This is a genomic window from Petrotoga sp. Shatin.DS.tank11.9.2.9.3 (genome assembly GCF_003665005.1).
GTDB classification, from domain to species: Bacteria; Thermotogota; Thermotogae; order Petrotogales; family Petrotogaceae; genus Petrotoga; species Petrotoga mobilis.
In genome coordinates this window covers 158,108-175,304 of record NZ_JGVT01000004.1, presented here as the reverse complement: position 1 = coordinate 175,304, position 17,197 = coordinate 158,108, and the positions used below count along the sequence as shown (strand labels likewise).

At 34.9% G+C, this 17,197-nt stretch carries 14 protein-coding genes; 6 read left to right on the top strand and 8 right to left on the bottom strand.

What is annotated here, in order from left to right; genetic code table 11:
* Positions 1-35 precede the first annotated feature (35 nt).
* Entirely contained in the window at positions 36-1,658 is a 1,623-nt protein-coding gene (locus BZ25_RS04935; protein WP_121515002.1) for a cobalamin-dependent protein, read from the bottom strand.
* A complete protein-coding gene (locus BZ25_RS04930) occupies positions 1,658-2,740 on the bottom strand; it encodes an NAD/NADP-dependent octopine/nopaline dehydrogenase family protein (protein ID WP_121515001.1) in 1,083 nt (360 codons plus the stop codon). The genes BZ25_RS04935 and BZ25_RS04930 overlap by 1 nt, the downstream gene beginning before the upstream one ends.
* A gap of 291 nt (positions 2,741-3,031) precedes the next feature.
* On the opposite strand from BZ25_RS04930, the gene BZ25_RS04925 reads away from it, so the two are divergent.
* Positions 3,032-3,772 carry a sulfite exporter TauE/SafE family protein gene (locus BZ25_RS04925; RefSeq protein ID WP_121515000.1) on the top strand — a complete coding sequence of 247 codons (741 nt, stop codon included), beginning with the start codon at positions 3,032-3,034 and terminating at the stop codon, positions 3,770-3,772.
* A gap of 2 nt (positions 3,773-3,774) precedes the next feature.
* On the opposite strand, the gene BZ25_RS04920 is transcribed toward BZ25_RS04925, so the two are convergent.
* Positions 3,775-5,112: an alkaline phosphatase family protein gene (locus tag BZ25_RS04920; protein WP_121514999.1), complete on the bottom strand. Its 1,338-nt coding sequence runs from the start codon at positions 5,110-5,112 to the stop codon at positions 3,775-3,777.
* 129 nt (positions 5,113-5,241) lie between these two features.
* Between BZ25_RS04920 and BZ25_RS04915 the strand changes: the two genes are divergently transcribed.
* Positions 5,242-5,490: a DUF5320 domain-containing protein gene (locus BZ25_RS04915; protein ID WP_041534070.1), complete on the top strand. Its 249-nt coding sequence runs from the start codon at positions 5,242-5,244 to the stop codon at positions 5,488-5,490.
* Between the two features lie 25 nt (positions 5,491-5,515).
* Here the strand turns inward: BZ25_RS04915 and BZ25_RS04910 are convergent, their stop codons facing one another.
* The 3 genes from BZ25_RS04910 to BZ25_RS04900 are packed head-to-tail and all read right to left on the bottom strand — an operon-like array spanning position 5,516 to position 8,861.
* Positions 5,516-6,286, bottom strand: a complete 771-nt coding sequence (locus tag BZ25_RS04910; RefSeq protein ID WP_012208805.1) for a fumarylacetoacetate hydrolase family protein — start codon at positions 6,284-6,286, stop codon at positions 5,516-5,518.
* Between the two features lie 44 nt (positions 6,287-6,330).
* The gene (locus BZ25_RS04905; RefSeq protein ID WP_012208804.1) at positions 6,331-6,972 is read right to left on the bottom strand and encodes an anaerobic ribonucleoside-triphosphate reductase activating protein; all 642 of its coding nucleotides are present in this window, start codon (positions 6,970-6,972) and stop codon (positions 6,331-6,333) included.
* On the bottom strand, positions 6,969-8,861 hold the full coding sequence (locus BZ25_RS04900; RefSeq protein ID WP_012208803.1) for a ribonucleoside triphosphate reductase: 1,893 nt from the start codon (positions 8,859-8,861) through the stop codon (positions 6,969-6,971). The genes BZ25_RS04905 and BZ25_RS04900 overlap by 4 nt, the downstream gene beginning before the upstream one ends.
* Before the next feature lie 253 nt (positions 8,862-9,114).
* On the opposite strand from BZ25_RS04900, the gene BZ25_RS04895 reads away from it, so the two are divergent.
* From BZ25_RS04895 to murB, 4 genes are all read left to right on the top strand, one after another.
* Positions 9,115-10,692 carry a bifunctional aspartate carbamoyltransferase catalytic subunit/aspartate carbamoyltransferase regulatory subunit gene (locus BZ25_RS04895; protein WP_121514998.1) on the top strand — a complete coding sequence of 526 codons (1,578 nt, stop codon included), beginning with the start codon at positions 9,115-9,117 and terminating at the stop codon, positions 10,690-10,692.
* Between the two features lie 96 nt (positions 10,693-10,788).
* Positions 10,789-11,385: an HAD family phosphatase gene (locus BZ25_RS04890; RefSeq protein WP_121514997.1), complete on the top strand. Its 597-nt coding sequence runs from the start codon at positions 10,789-10,791 to the stop codon at positions 11,383-11,385.
* 20 nt (positions 11,386-11,405) lie between these two features.
* Positions 11,406-12,353, top strand: coding sequence for a sulfotransferase (locus BZ25_RS04885; RefSeq protein ID WP_158584859.1), 948 nt, complete (start codon positions 11,406-11,408; stop codon positions 12,351-12,353).
* A 16-nt stretch (positions 12,354-12,369) separates the two neighbouring features.
* Positions 12,370-13,290, top strand: coding sequence for a UDP-N-acetylmuramate dehydrogenase (gene murB / locus BZ25_RS04880; RefSeq protein WP_121514995.1), 921 nt, complete (start codon positions 12,370-12,372; stop codon positions 13,288-13,290).
* A 1-nt stretch (position 13,291) separates the two neighbouring features.
* Here murB and rnr read toward each other — a convergent pair whose 3' ends face one another.
* A complete protein-coding gene (gene rnr, locus BZ25_RS04875) occupies positions 13,292-15,505 on the bottom strand; it encodes a ribonuclease R (RefSeq protein ID WP_121514994.1) in 2,214 nt (737 codons plus the stop codon).
* A 310-nt stretch (positions 15,506-15,815) separates the two neighbouring features.
* The gene (dnaB, locus tag BZ25_RS04870) at positions 15,816-17,186 is read right to left on the bottom strand and encodes a replicative DNA helicase (RefSeq protein WP_121514993.1); all 1,371 of its coding nucleotides are present in this window, start codon (positions 17,184-17,186) and stop codon (positions 15,816-15,818) included.
* Positions 17,187-17,197: the final 11 nt, after the last annotated feature.

Below are 17,197 nucleotides of genomic sequence, written 5' to 3'. Positions count from 1 at the left end.
TTTTCCATCTCCTCAAGTTTCTGGATAATTCTAATTTACTTTATTCCACGGTTTCTTTCAGCTTCTCTCAGCACTTCGCCGTTCTCTTTCACAGCTTCGTAAGCTCCGTTAATTACAGCCGATTTTATTTGCCCTTTGGCAGCAGAGTTGCCTTGTAATCCAACTGCATCTAAAATTCCTTCTTTTACCGCTAAATAGAGAGTTTCTGGGTCAGTCAAAGGATCCTCTTTTTGAGGGGAGATACTTTTAATTTTTTCTATTATGACCATAGCTTCTTCTTTCAATAAATTAACCCTTTCTTTGATCTCAGGGTCGCTGGCAAAATCAGGTAATCCACGAGAGGCTAAAGAGTTCGCCCTTTTTACCATTTTTACACTTTCTATTATTTCTTTTGAAGTTGCCCTTTTCATGGCTTCGCAGTACGCTACCACGTGGATTATATGTGGTTGTAAGTAAGATGAATAAAACATCGAAGAAACAAGTTGTCCCATAGCGCTGTTGGGGTCGGCTGGAAAAGAAAGAAGCCCCGTTCTTACCATCCTGTAAGGTGTAAAGGCTTCATCTTTTAGTGTTTCTACCAGTTCTAATTTGGCTAAAGACTTAGCTATATCCATCTTTGGAGATAACTTTGGCGGGGTGTTCATCATATATTGTTGAACATACCATCTTACCCCAAGCTTTTTAGCTACATAAGCAGCTAAATAAGTAGTTGCGACTGCTAAACTGTCGTGCGCGTACCTTAGTTCCCATTGGTGAGCGTCGTTAATTTCTACCGGTATGTTGTTCCTGGCGTTCCACTTTATTCCTTCCATATTTTCTTTTATCGCATCTAATAAGTTCCTTTCAGACCTTCTATCAAGTTCAGAATACCAAAATATAGGTATCGCTGCCCATGCGTTGTTGATAGTTTTTTTTAGAACTTGAGAAAATTCGACCATGTGGTTGGTTCCAGAGTAACATCTTACCAAAGGATAATTGCCTCTTCTACTTGCTTCATACATGGCAACAAAGTCTTTTTCATTTCTAATGGGAGCTCCTCCAGCTCCGTCTTGGTTGGGGTCCATCTTTTCTTGCTCAAAAAAGTATTGTTGGCAGTTTTGATCCGGCGCCAAAGAGATGATATCCAAAAGTTCAGATTCTGCAAGTCTTTTGATCTCCTCGATGGTTTCCTCCATTGTTTGAAGTCCTATATGGTGCCTAATTAACGGATATGGGGATTTAAATGCAATTCTTTCGGCTAATGTGGAAGGAAAATTTTTCTCTTCTTTATATTTGATTTGACCTCTTAAAAACAAAACTACATCTTCTTCTTCCTCTGAACCATCAAAGATCTTTTTAAAGAAATCGTATTTTTTTGCAACCTGTGAGGTTTCAACCGTTCCTCCAAAGATAAAATCGATTTTCTCATAATTTTTTAATTGTTTTATCTTTTCTATAAATTCCTTTATAAGATTTTCGAAAGCATCGGCTCCCAAACGGTAACTTATTGACACAATATCGGGGGTTTCTTCCTCTATGGTTTTAATAATTTGCTCAATCGGAACCGCTCCACCTAAGTAAATAACATCATATCCTTCATTTCTTGCCAACTCCAAAAAGTTTAAAATACCTGCTGTATGTACGTCACTTCCCATAGAAGCACCAAGAATCCTTTTCATCATTCCCCCTCCTCAACAAGTCTTATTATATCTTCTATACTCATTCCTTCTAAACCCAAATCTTTTACCGTTCTACCCTCTCTCCAAAAATTTTTTCCCATCATTATATTGGCAAGATTTATAATAGAATCAATCACAGGTGTCTTCACACCATACTCTTCTCCAAAAGAAGAGATAGGTACAAGACTCATTGGAAGATCTTCAAGAATATACCTATTATCCAACGTTGGCGGCGCATATATTCCCCTATAACCAACATTGTTTCTAATAGCTTCGTATAAAGAGTTTCCTCTTACATCGTATGCATAGTTTAGCCAATCCTTTGCGGTCATAGGCTCAGCATTAAAAAGCTCCATAACTTTACATCTTTCCTCATCTATCTTTTCCAAAACCTTTGCTACAGAAGGAGATATTCCTTCGAAATAGAATTCAAACTTTCCTGCCGTTGTTTCAACCCTTGCTGCATTCAATATTAATGTTGCGGGGTGAAAAACAACTCCAATATTGTTAAAACTGGTGTAAATTATATTCTTAACTACTTCAAATTCAGGTATTGCATTACACAATACTTCTTCTAATTCACCATTTCTGGTAGCTGGTAGTGCAGAAACAGGAACAGCATTTTTAATTCTAAACACTTTAGCTACCCCTGGATTGGACATTCTTGAGGCAAAAATAAAAGTTTGAGCTTCGGCAAGTATGATGTCTTTTTTCACGTTTTCTTTTTTCAATACATTGTTGAACTCTAAAGCCCCACCTGTTCTACCGGGGTTTAACACTATTATTTGTCCATCTTCTAAATAAGGAGCCATCCGCTTGGCTATCTCTTTATGTGCGAAGGCAGGAACAACTACCATAATCAACTTTCTTCCCTTTATTGCTTCTTCCATATTTGTTGTGGCAAAAGATACATGATATTCACCTACTACTTGACCTTCTATTTTTATTGAATGTGAGTCTATGATAGGAGATATTCTTCTTTTAGATCTATTAAAAAGAGCTACATCGAACCCTTTCATAGCTAAATATCCCGCTAATGCCTGACCTCCATTACCCGCTCCAACCACCGCTATCTTAACCATATGACCACCTCCATATTATATTTTACTGTGTGGATAAGTATTAAGGTAAATGAATTATTGCAAACATTTCCTTTCTATTATATTTTACATTATTTTTAGAAAATTATATATACTGTCTATAAAAATTCTAAAAATTGACAACTAATGACCTATCACCCGCACCTACCCATAAGGAGTAGTAAGGGCTTGGCATGAATTTTAGATGTTTAAAAGAAAATTCAAAGTTCACTTGACACTACACTCTAATTGGAGTATAATACTCAAAAAGGAGTTTTGAGGGAGGGATAGTAAGTGGAAACTTTATGGTTTTTTATAATAGTAGGATTCCTTGCTCAAGTTGTAGATGGAGCTTTAGGAATGGCTTATGGTGTTATTTCAAATGCTTTATTATTAACTGTTGGTGTACCTCCTGCTATTTCAAGTGCTTCCGTTCATTTTGCTGAGGTTTTTACAACATTTATATCAGGATTTTCTCATCTGAAACTTGGTAACGTTGATAAGAATCTTTTCAAAAAACTTTTAATACCTGGTGTAATCGGAGGGATTTTGGGTGCTTATATCTTGACAAATATAGACGGAAATAAAATTAAACCTTTCATTGGTATCTATTTATTGATTATGGGGATAAGAATATTATTTAAAGTTTTCAACATGCATAAACAATCAGAAGAGAAAATCACGAGAAGAAGGCATTACTCTGTCTTGGGTCTTGTAGGAGGTTTTTTTGATGCCATTGGAGGGGGCGGATGGGGACCTATCGTTACGTCAACGTTAGTTTCTGATGGAAAGAATCCAAGAAAGACTATAGGTTCAGTAAACGCTGCTGAGTTTTTTGTCACCGTTGCTGAAGTTATGACATTCGTAGCCTTGCTGTCACAATTCAATTGGAGTGTCATTATTGGATTAATCATCGGGGGAAGTTTAGCGGCTCCATTCGCTGCTTTGATAACCAAGAAAATTCCTACTAAAGTGTTAATGGTTTCTCTCGGTTGCATCATTACTTTCTTAAGTGTTAGAATGATCGTACTTTAATTTCAATCAGACAAATAATTATAGACTATTGAATTAAAGAAGTCCGTAATTTTGTTGATTTTTAACATTTTATTGCTACTTATAAAAATCCCATGGCTGGCGTGATTAGCATCATCAGGACCAATGTCGTTATCGTGTGTGTAAATGCTTTCATTACCTATGCTACCTTGACATCTCCAAGATAGATCATCAAAGTAAACAATCAAATCGGGGGGAATATTATTTACCTTATTATAAATTTTTTGGGGTTCATAGACCTTTGTATCCATCGCATTGCCATCTTCATTCTTAATGTCTTTCAGCTCTTTTATAAGTTTAGTTTTGAAATTATCTAATTCATTTTTTTCAATTACTCCCAAAGGTTCCCTGCCTTTTATGTTAAAAAATAGCTTGCCATGGTAGCCACCATTTCCCCACACCTTGGTTTTACTCCAATCTATCTTTTTTTCTCTTATCACTTTGTTTATAGAAACAGGTTTTTTTGGATACTCTTTTAAAACCAAATAACCTTTCTTGAAGAGCCAATCGTTAATGGCTATGCCACCGTACATAGGTTTTATGCCGTGATCGGATACTATTATAACGTCGAAATCGCCTTTTATACCATTCAAAAATTCTCCTATCTTTTTATCTAAGTGAATATAATAATCTCTAATAGCTGAATTAAATTTGCTTTTTATATATTTAGGATGTTTTTTATCGTGCAAAGCCCAAAATCCGTGGTGAATTCTGTCTGTCCCCATTTCAACCATGACAAACAAATCCCAGGGTTTGTTTCTTGCTAAATAATTCGCAATTTTAAAATGATTATCCGTCATTTCGTAGATATCTTTTAACAATCTTTCTTTATCTTCGGTTCTGAAATCATTTACATCAAAAATGAAATGCCCTGTATTGGCTAGTAATTCATTTTTTAAATGTTTTGGATAGGTATAATTAGATTCAAAAGAGGGCGTTAAAAATCCGGTAATCATATGTCCTTTCAAAGGAGAAGGGGGGTAAGTCAACGGTACGCCTATCACGATGTTTTGCTTGCCTTTTTGTGTAAAAATATCCCACAATTTTTTATATTTCACGCTTTTGGAAGAAACCAACGAGAAAGAGTGATAATCATAATTTTGCCTATTTGTAAAGCCGTATATTCCAAGCTCACCAGGATCTTTACCTGTAAACATGCTCATCCAGGCTGGTACAGTTATTGGAGGAATAGTCGACTCTAATGCATTGTAAACTCCATTTTCCATAATTTTTTTTAAATTGGGTAAATCATCAAAAAACTCATCAAAGATTAAATTTGGTGAAGCACAATCTAATCCGATGATTACGATTTTTTTGTTCATTAAGACACTTCCTTTAAAGAAGCTATAGACAAATAATAACATAAAGATCTTTCAAAAAGAAAAACCTTTGATTAATCAAAAACGACGTGATATAATACAGTTAAAAGAATCATTTGGAGAGTGACTTTCATGTCTGATAAGGTGACCTTAAAAATACCAAAACCATTGTATGATAAACTTAAATCTATAATAGAAAATACTGGTTATTCAAGTGTTACAGAGTTTGTTGTGTTTGTGCTTAGAGATTTGGTATCTTCTGAGGAGATCCAGCAAACCAAAAAGAATAACAAATCAACTAACCAAATTGAAACATTGACTGAAGAGGAAATAAAGGCGATTAAAAAACGATTGAAGAATTTGGGATATTTAGATGAGTGATATCAACTATTCACTGCATCTATAATCAGAGCCTAGATGCATAGTTTCTAACATAATTTTCTAGTATCCCTATTTTCTCTATTTTAACTGCCACCTTATCTCCAACATTCATTGGTCCCACCCCTGAAGGTGTACCTGTGGCAATTACATCACCAGGATTCAAGGTCATTATTTTTGATATGAAACTTACGAGTTTTTCCATAGAAAAGATTAATTGGTTAGTATTTGAGTTTTGCTTGATTTGATCGTTGAGTAAAAGTTGAATATTTAGGTTACTTGGATCAATATCTGTTACAATTGTGGGACCAAAGGGCGCAAAAGTATCAAAGGATTTTGCTCGTGTCCATTGTCCATCTTTCTTCTGTAAATCCCTGGCGGTAACATCGTTAAAGCAAGTATATCCTAAGATATGTTCTTTTACTTGGTCTTCTTCTATGTCTTTGATTTTGTCTTTAATTACAACTGCCAGTTCTGCCTCATAATCTACTTGATTGCTCATTTTTGGGTATATAATACTTTCTTTTGGCCCAATCACAGCCGTTGACGGCTTTATGAAGAGAACCGGTTCTTCTGGAATTCTATCCTTCATTTCTGCCGCATGATCTCGATAGTTTAAGCCAACGCAAACGATCTTGCTAGGATTACAAGGAGCCTTTAACGTAACCTCAGTGAACGGATAGATATTATCGGTAACTGTGAATTCGTCAAAGATATCGCCGTTAATAACTTTTATAATGTTTTCTTCCAAAACGCCGTAACTTATTTTTCCATCTTTTTGAAATCTGACGAGTTTCATAATTTTACCTCCGTTTTTGTTTTTGATAACCGCCTTGAGAAATTCTAAAACCTTGTATATAGCGCCCCTTCACCAGATACTTCGTTGTGTTCTTTTATATATTTTTCAAGGGTTTTAATGTCTCTGTATTCATTATACATCCAATCTGAGTATTTTAAATCATCCGGAATAATTGATTTCATTTCTTCTAAATCGTCTTTTGTTGTCATGGGTGGGTATAGTGTGGTTCTTAAAATCAGATCACCTTTGAAATCTTTTAGTAGATTTAAGCTTTCTTTTAGTATAACACAATTTCCACCGATAGTTTTATACTTTTGGCAGCTGGTTTTTATGTCTATCGCTATCATATCTACAATATCTATAACCGTATTTAAAACTTTTGGATTGTGACCATTGGTATCAAGCTTTACTAAAAATCCCATATCTTTTATTTTAATGATAAAATCTCTTAAATCTTTTTGTAAAGTTGGTTCCCCTCCAGTGATGACAACCCCTTCTACAACTCCGACTCTTGATTTCAAATAAGAAAATATATTTTCTTCGTCAACCAATTTGCCTGTGAAAAAAACTAATTCAGGATTATGGCAATAGGGGCATCTTAGATTACAATAGGGACAAAATAGCACGGCAGCTATTTTGTCCGGGTAATCAATAAAGCTTACTTTTTGCATAGATGCGATTTTCATACTCTGTACTCAAGCCTTTCTTTGAATTCTTGTTGCTTTCCTTTATTCCAACTTTTCACAGGCCTGTAATATCCAACAACCCTTGAATAAACTTCGGTAGGTTTGCCACAAATGGGACATTCAAAATGTTCTCCTGCAATGTAACCATGGGTTTCGCAAATGGAAAAAGTTGGCGTTATAGTCATATATGGAACTGGGTATTGACTAAAAGCTTTTTTAATAAAAGTTTTTAGAGTACTTGCTTGGGGTTTTTCCTGCAAAAAGATATGTACTACTGTACCGGATGTGTATAAAGTTTGTAATGGTGCTTGATGCTCAAGTACTTCAAACGGGTCTTCAGTGATTCCAACTGGTAAAAATGTCGAATTTGTGTAGTACGGTTCATCGTCACCTGAAGTTATTATGTCAGGATAAAGTTGTTTGTCTTTTTTAGCTAACCGATAAGATGCTCCTTCTGCAGGTGTTGCTTCTAGGTTGTATAAATTTCCAGTTTCTTCTTGATAATCTTTCAAAACTGATCTCATATAATTCAAAACTTCTATTGCAAATTCTCTTCCTTCGTTGGTTTCAATACCTCTCCCCATGAAATTTAAAAGTGACTCATGCATTCCTATTATTCCTATGGTTGAAAAATGGTTGTTGAAATGGCCCAAATAAACTTTTGTATAGGGCATAAGATTTTTGGAAAGATTTTCTTCTATCACGTATCTTTTTATTTCTAAAGAAGTTTTAGCCAAATCCATCATTGATTTTAAGTTTTCAAAATATTCTTCTTTAGTTTTAGATATATATCCTATTCGAGGAAGATTGATTGTTACTACACCTATGGAACCTGTTTTGTCTGCTGAGCCAAAAAGGCCCCCACCTCTATTTTTTAATTCCCTTAGATCGAGTTGTAACCTGCAGCACATACTTCTTACATCGCCCGGGTTCAATGAACTTGAGATGAAGTTTTGGAAGTAGGGTAACCCATATTTGGCTGTAGCTTCCATCAATAAATCGACATTTTCACCTTCCCAATCGAACTCTTTGGTAATATTGTAAGTTGGGATGGGGAAAGAAAAAATTCTGCCATTTGCATCTCCTTCAAGCATAGTTTCTAAGAAGGCTTTGTTCACCATATTCATCTCTTTTTGATAATCTCCATATACTCCAATTTCCTTTCCGCCAACAATTGCAGGTTCGTTTTTTAGATCATCAGGAACTGTCCAATCAAGTGTAAAGTTTATAAAAGGTGGTTGCGATCCCCATCTAGAAGGTACGTTCATTGCGAAGACCATTTGTTGAATGAACTGTTTCACCTCATCATAACTTAATTTATCCGCTCTTACAAAGGGTGCGAGCAAAGTGTCTACAGAGTTAAAAGCCTGGGCACCTGCAAATTCCATTTGCATAACACCCAAAAAATTCACCATTTGTCCAGTTAAGGCGGAAAGGTGTTTGGCAGGCTTGGCATTGATTTTCCCTTCTACACCCCCAAAACCTTTCTTTATTAGATCCATAAGTGACCATCCGGCACAGTAAGCGACTATACCATGGGATAAGTCATGAATATGTAAAGCACCTGATGAATGAGCCTGTGATATTTCTGAAGGGTATATTTCGTTTAACACATAATTTGCTAAAGCGCTCCCAGCTAAGTGTAAGTACAAACCCGGATAAGAATAAGTAGTGTTTGAATTTTCGTTGGTTCGCCAGTCTTTCATTTCGATATATTCATTTATCGTTTTCCTTACATCAAAACTCATTTTTTCTGCATTTGAATAATTCTCTACACTGCGTTTTTTTTGTTCTTTAATTAAATTTTCTTTCCTTAATTCTCCTTCTTGGCGTTTATTTATAGTTACTGGTTTCAACAACAAACTGTCTTTGATAGAATCTAAATCCATATTTTTCAACCCCCTTATAGTTAAATGTCAAAATGTTTTACAAAAGACTCAATTTATTGTGTTATATTTTATATCATACCACTGTATATTGTATTTGTCAATGTTGTTTATCTTACAAAAAAATGGTATAATACAAAAAGTAATTTTACTTAGACTCATGAGAAATTTGGGTGGGCCGCGAGGCGAAGGGGTACTAAAAGAGGCTTTAGAATTTTAGAGAGAGTAGAAGAGAAATTACTTGGGAGGGATTCATATGAAAAATGATTTTTTAGGGAGAAGTTTAACGGTTATGAATGATTTAATGGTTGAAGAGCAGTTATTTCTTTACAACCAAACAAAAAGGCTAAAAGCAAAATGGGCAAATAAAGAAGATCTTACTGAGTTTCAAATAAAAAATCAAACAGGTATTTATATAGTATTCCTCGAATCAAGTACCAGAACCAAAGAATCCTTCATTAATGCTTCTAAATTCCACAAAAACGCTAAAATCAACATCTTCGAATCAGAACACTCCTCGTTTAATAAAAATGAAAGTTATATAGATACCTTCAATATGTTGACCGGCTATTCTGATTATTCTATATTCATTATCAGATCAAAACTGGAAGGTACATGTAAGTTATTAGACGAAAAGGTATCAGAATTTGCTTCAAGGCATAACCTACCACATCCTTCTTTTATAAACGCCGGAGATGGTAAGCACGAGCATCCTACTCAAGAGATATTAGATGAATTCACATTTTTAGAACAGATGGATTTCAGCAACGAGTATATTCATATAGCTCTTATTGGGGATCTTCTTCATGGAAGAACGGTCCATTCCAAAGTGGAGGGTTTAAAAATATTTAAAAATGTTGAGGTTGATTTGATAGCCCCGGAAGAATTACAGATGCCAAAACACTATATTAGCAAAATGAAGCAAAAAGGGTACAACGTTAGAATCTTTTCTTCCATAGAAGAGTACCTAAAACAAGGTAAAAAAGCGAACATTTGGTATTTCACAAGGCTTCAATTAGAACGAATGGGTGAAGATATTCTAGAAAAAGAACATATTTTGAGAAAAAGTGTGACTTTTACAAAAGAATTTCTCCCCCTTATTTCCGAAAACGTAAAATTTTATCACCCCCTCCCTCGTCATAAAACTTACCCCACTATCCCAACCTTTTTAGATCCCTTACCGCTTAACGGCTGGGAAAAACAAGCAATAAACGGATATTGGACAAGAATAATCTTACTTTCTATGTTTGGTGGTGCATTGACTGCTCCCTTTGATACCTCAAGAAAGAATGTTGAAATTAATGAAGAGGATTTCATTATCCCTGCTCCGATAAAGGATGGTAAAAAAGGGTTGTTGAGCGAAGGAAAAAGAGGGATCAAGCCGATTGAGAATGGAACGGTAATTGATCACATAGCCAAAGGACAAAAGTCGGAAAAGATATACGAGACGATCATGAAAATAAGGAAGATTTTAAAGTTTTATAATATTGATAGTGCAGACGGAATATTTAGATCAGCCGATGGTAGATTAAAGGGTTATATTAGTTTGCCCGACGTTCATCTATCAAAGAAAGAAATAAAAAAGCTTTCAGCTATATCTCCAAATACAACTGTGAATATTATTGAAGGTGGAAGAGTAAAAGAAAAATACAGAATTTCTTTACCGCCTATTATATACGGTTTCGAAGAGTTAAGGTGTAAAAATGAAAACTGTATAACCAACCCTCAAAACAACGAAAACGTACAGGTCTCTTTCATTAGAAATGAGGAGAATGAGTTAATATGTGAATATTGTGAAACCCCTCATACCTTTGAAGAAATATGGCGCTTTTAATAGTAAAAAATCTTTTTTTATCTTTGTTTTTAATCTTTTAATATTTTTGTGATAAAATTTAGTCGAAGGGTAGAGACTAAAGAAGGGGGATTTTTTTTGAGAAATATCGTTTTTGATTTGGGAAATGTCCTTTTTAAATTCGATCCTGATGAGATTTTAGATGGTCTTTTCAAAGATCCGCTTATAAAAAGGAAGTTAAAAGAGGCTGTTTTTAAAACAAGCATATGGAAAGAATTGGATAGGGGGACCTTGTCTTTTGAGGAAGCCAAAAAGATTTTCATCGAGAAAAATCCTGATTTAAAAGAAGAAATAGATATATTGCTCAAAGACTGGAAGAATTATCTTCATCCCATAACTGAAAACATAGAAATTCTACCTGAATTGAAAGAAAACAACAAACTTTTCATATTGTCTAATTTTCATGAAGAGGCCTTCAATTATATAAGAGGGAAATACTCTTTTTTCGATATCTTTGATGGAATGATTATTTCCTACAAAGAGAAGCTATTGAAACCCGAAAAGGAAATTTATCAACTTTTGCTTAATAGGTATAATTTGAAACCAGAAGAAACTTTTTTTGTGGATGATATTGTTGAGAACATAATGGCTGCCGAAGAAGTTGGAATTAAAGGTATATTATATACGGATCCTGAATCCTTGAGAGAATTGTTAAAAAGAATAGGTGCCTTATAATTGTGAAAGGAGGCAATGAAGTGGATAATGTTTTTGATAAACATTGTGTATTTATCACTTCAACCGGAAGGACAGGTACGAGATTTCTCGCAAAAAGTCTTTCAAAAATGGTTGAAGATTGTTATGCGGTCCATGAACCTGCAAATGTGTTTATTAAAGATCTAAAAAAATGGAGTGATGATATAAAAAGGTTCGGTTTTTATCAAATGACCGTGGGGCAGTTTTTACCTTCCAAATCCATGTGCAAGTTGAGTACTTACAGGAGAAGGGGAAAAATAACAGATGAAAAAACTAAAGAGTATATAAAAGGTTTGAGAAAACAAATTTTGGAGGAAACAAAAGAAAGCTTATACGTCGAATCAAGTAACCATCTTCACGGAGTTATAGATCTATTGGGAGATGTCTTTCCCAATAGTAAAGTCGTGTTTATTATAAGGGATCCAAGAACATGGATCCGTTCAGCCATAAGTTCTCCTGTTTATTTATTGTATAGTAAAGTTGATTTTTCATTTTTGGGAATGAGCATGAGAGCTTTCCATTTCAAAGATGATCCTTACTCGACGAAATGGAATAGTATGAGCAAATTTGAAAAGTTTGCCTGGTATTATAATAAACTGAATACCTTGGTATTGGAATCTATGAAAAATAAAAAGAATTTCAAGTTATATCGCTACGAAGATTTGTTCCTTGGTGAGAAAAAAGAAGAAAATTTTATAGATTTATTAGAATTTTCTACAAAGTTTGATGATGGGTTCAGTAGAAAGTATACTTTTGAGCCTTCTTTCCTAAAGAAGAAAATAAACTCTGCGTCGGATGAGTATAAGATACCACATTGGAAAAATTGGGACAAAAAGAGGGCTCAGATACTTCAAAAACATTGTGGGAATTTGATGGATATGTTTGGTTATGGAAAGGAACCCGAGTGGCTAGAAAAGTTGAATTCGGATTATAAAGAAGAGTACGCATAATTTATAGGGGTATTAAATGATTTCAGAAGATCTTAAACTCAGCTTGTACGCAGAAGGATGCGATATTAAGCAAAATGAATTTCTCAAATATTATACGAGTTTTAGAATAGGTGGACCTGTTCCATATATATTATTTCCAAAAACTCTAAATGCTTTTGTGAATGCTTTATCGCAATTAGTTAAAAGGGACATTCCTTTCAGAATTATAGGTCAAGGAACCAACCTCATCGTAAGTGATGAGCCCTTAAAATTTGTGGTACTTTCCACGAAATACTTAAGTAAAATGAATTTTGAAGAAAAAAATAATATGGATTTGATTGTAGAAGCGCAGAGCGGAGTTTCTTTATCTGCTCTTTCTTTTTTGCTTTCGGAAGATGGATACTCTGGACTTGAATTTGCTTGTGGCATTCCAGGAAGTGTAGGTGGAGGAGTTTTCATGAACGCAGGAGCCTACGGCGGTGAGATGAAAGATGTCGTTTTAGAAACAACGGTACTCGATTTAAAGGATGGAAAAATAAAGACTTTAAATAAATGTGATTTAGAGTTTGATTATAGAACCAGCATTCTCCAGAAAGGTTCTTTCGTCCTTCTATCTACTAAATTGTTACTAAAAAAAGATGACCTTAAAAAAATTAAAAATAAATTGATAGATTTTTCAACCCGCAGATGGGAGAAACAACCAATTGATTTACCATCTGCGGGAAGTATATTCAAAAGGCCGAAGCCAGATTTTTTTGTGGGTACTGCGATAGAAAATTTAGGATTGAAAGGCTTTTCCATAGGCGAAGCTCAAATATCAACAAAACATGCAGGTTTTATAATCAACAAAGGTAATGCCACTTTCAATGATGTAATTTCATTAATTGAGTATGTAAAACGTATTGTAAAAGACGAATACAATGTTGATCTACAGGTCGAGCCAGAGATTTGGAAATGACTTATGATTTTTTCTTTTTTTTCTTATTTTTTTTGTTAACTTTTATTTTGGCATGAGGATGATCCTTTTTCAATTTTTCAAAATCATCTTCCGTATATGGGATAAAATCTACTTCAGTTCCGATTTTATCCGCTCTTACCACTTTGGCTTGTAACTTGTCTCCGATTCTATAAACTTTGCCGGTTCTTTCGCCTTTCAACGTATTGTCACGTTCTTCGTAGATATAATAATCATCGCTCAACTCTGATATATGTATCAATCCATTTATCATCTTTTGGGGTATTTCTACAAATAAGCCAAACCTTGTTACGCCTGTTATGTACACCCAAAAGACTTCTCCTATATGTCTTGAAATGTATTCAACTTTTTTCATATCTATTAGATCCCACTCGGCTTGGTCTGCTACCCTTTCCATTTCAGAAGAATTTTTAGCTATTTCAGGAAGCATTTCAGAATACCTCTTAATTTCTTTCTTTGAAAGGGTTCCTTTATGTTTGATGAATTCTTTCAACAATCTATGAACCACTAAGTCAGGATATCTTCTTATTGGTGATGTGAAATGTGTATAGGATGATGAAGCGAGGCCAAAATGCCCTACGTTCTCCTCTGAGTACAACGCCCTCTTCATAGATCTAACGAGCATCATTTGTATATTTTTACTTAAAGGATGATCCTTTGTTTTTTCCAAAATTTCTTGTAGAACCTTCGGATGAATATTTTGAGGGAACTTTATATTTATTCCCAATATATCCAGATAATTTCGCAGCTGAAGCAATACATCAGGGTCGGGATTTTCATGGATTCTATAGATAAAGGGTAAGCCTTGAACATCAAAGTATGAAGCAACTGTTTCGTTGGCCAAAACCATGAACTCTTCAATCATTTTTTCCGATAGGCCTCTTTCAACAGGGATGATATCCTTTACATAACCCTTTTCATCGAATTCAAAATATACTTCGTTGCTTTCTATATCAATTATGGATCCTCTTTCTTTTCTTTTTGCAGCAAGTATTTCCATCAGTTCTTTCATCATCTCAAGCTCCGGCTTTAAAAAGCCTATCTCTTTTTTTACTTCTTCACTACAGTTGTCAGATAAGAGTTCGTTAACTTTGTTATAGGTCAATCTTTTGGTACTTCTTATCACTCCATTGTATATTTTTGAGTTTACCAAGTTTCCATAAAGGTCAATTTCCATTACTAGGGACATTGTCAATCTGTCTTCACCTTCAACCAAAGAGCATATCCAGTTGGATAACTCAAATGGAAGCATTGGAATGACGGTGTCGATAAGATAAACGCTTGTACCTCGTTTGTATGCCTCTCTATCAAGAGCACTGTTGCTTTTCACATAATGAGATACATCTGCTATATGTACCCCAAGTAAATAATTACCATTATCTAGCTTTTTTATACCGACGGCATCATCAAAATCTTTTGCTGTATCACCATCGATGGTAAATATGGTTTCTTTTCTAAAATCTTTTCTTCCCTTAATTTCATTTTCAGAAAGTTTTTTTGGAAGTTCTTTGGCTTCTTGTAACACTTTTGAAGGGAAATAACCTGGTTCAGGTAAATCATGTTTGAAGATCACTATAGGTAAATCTATGGAAGGGTCATCTTTATCCCCAAGGACGTTGACTATCTCGACTTCTGGCTTTTTCGTGGGAGATTGATATTTTGTTATCTGGGCTTTCACTATTTGACCATTCTTAGCTTTTCCTATACTTTCTGGGGCTACGTAAAAATCGGTGTTTATTTTTCCATCAATGGGTATAACGAATCCAAAGATCCCTTTTCTTACGAACTCACCTACTACATATTTTAACCCTCTTTTTAATATTCTAACTACCCTACCTTCTTTTAAATCCCGCCATTTGCCAATTGTTTCGACTAAAACTAAATCTTTATGTAAACTGATTCCAGAATTTTCAACCTTTACAGCAATTTCGCTTCCATCTGGGCATTGTACAAATGCCATATTTCCACTCTTTGTGAATTCAATAGTTCCAATAGCCATGTTTTCATCTAATTTTCTGTATCTGTTTTGTGAATCTTTAATTATTTTACCCTCACTTAGGAGTTTGTTTAAGGTTCTTCTAATGTTAGCCTTTTCTGATTTTTGAAATGCATTTAGATTTTCATATAGTTCTTTTTGTATCGTAGGATTTTTGTCTATTATTTCTAATATTTGTTTTTCTAAGTTGTCTTCATTCATATTTTACCCCCTTTCAATGTAATTATACTTTTTAAAAAAGCTAAAACTCATTTCAGCGCCCCTTTGCCCCGCAGCCCGCCCTTCTAAGGAAAGGACCTGCGGTCCCTTAAACCCAAACGTTAAGTGGTAAACCCCTTAAGATCCCCTAAGTTCAAAATCAAAGTTTTTTGCATAGATCTGCGAAAAACATCATTTGCGTAGCAAATGAGAATTGGAAATTAATTCTAAGGCTTTATAAAAAGCTTTTTGCACAAAACAGCAAAACGGCTCCGCCCTGTAACCGTTTTAATTCAGAATCTTATTTTTAAACTTACTGATATCCTCTATCAGAGGTGTAAAAAGTTGCAAGTTTAGGATTGAAAGTTAGTTTTATTGTTCCAACGGGCCCGTTTCTTTGCTTACCTAGAATAAGTTCTGCTTCATGTTCATCATTTAAAGTATCTTTTCCGGGCTCATCTTTTTTTCTTTTGTAATATGAATCTCTATACAAGAACATAACGAGGTCGGCATCCTGCTCAATTGCTCCTGATTCTCTGAGATCACTTAAACGAGGCCTTTTATCTTCTCTTTGCTCAACCGCACGGGAAAGTTGAGACAAAGCAACGACGGTGATATTTAACTCTCTAGCGAGCAATTTCAGGGATCTTGATATTTCTGTGATTTCTTGTTGCCTACTTTCATAACCTTTAGATCTAGAAGTCATCAATTGTAAGTAATCGATAAAAATTACTTCGATGCCATACTCTCTTTTCATTCTCCGTGCTTTAGCCCTCAGCAGTCTGGGGGTCAAATCTGGTTCGTCGTCAAAGATAAGCCTTGATTTCGATAATTCTCCTGCTTTTTGAACTAATTTTTCCCACTCTTCGTCAGAGATTTGTCCAGTTCTAACCTTGTGTAAATCGACTTTGGCTTCAGAACATAAGATTCTGTTAGCTAACTGTTCTTTCGACATTTCCAAACTAAAGATTGCTACGGCAATATTTGCCTGTAAAGCCATGTTAGTTGCAATATTTGCTGCAAAAGAGGTTTTACCCATTGATGGTCTGGCGGCGATGATAATTAACTCGGATCTATGAAATCCCGAAGTCATGCTGTCTAAAGGTTTGAATCCAGTAGAAACTCCTGTAACGAGATCGCCCTCGCCTTTTTGAGCCCTGTTCTTCAATTCTTCTATCTGTTCAAAAACATCATGCATTACGTTGGATAAAAGATCATATGTTCTGGTTGCGCGGGCTTCGGCTATAGAAAATATTCTCTTTTCTGCATACTCTAAAACTTCTTGGGCATCTCCAATATTTCTTACAGCATCAACTATCTCTGAAGATGCGTTTATTAAAGCTCTTAAAAGGGCTTTCTCTTTTACAATTTGAGTATAATACATCACATTAGCCGTTGTTGGAACAACCTGGGCTAAATATACTATTGTATCTTCTCCACCGATTTTCTGTAAAAGATTGGATTCTCTTAGTTTTTCAATCACCGATACAGTATCAACAGGTTCCCCTTTGTCAAAAAGTTCTTCCATAACTTTAAATATTATTTTATTATTTTCGTAGTAGAAGTCTTCCCATCTTACCTCTTCGATTACGTCAGGAAGTATGGAAGGGTCTAAAAAGATGCTGCCTATGACCGACTCTTCGGCTTCTTTACTATTAGGAGGGGTAAAAGAAGTAAGTTCCATTTGTATCCACC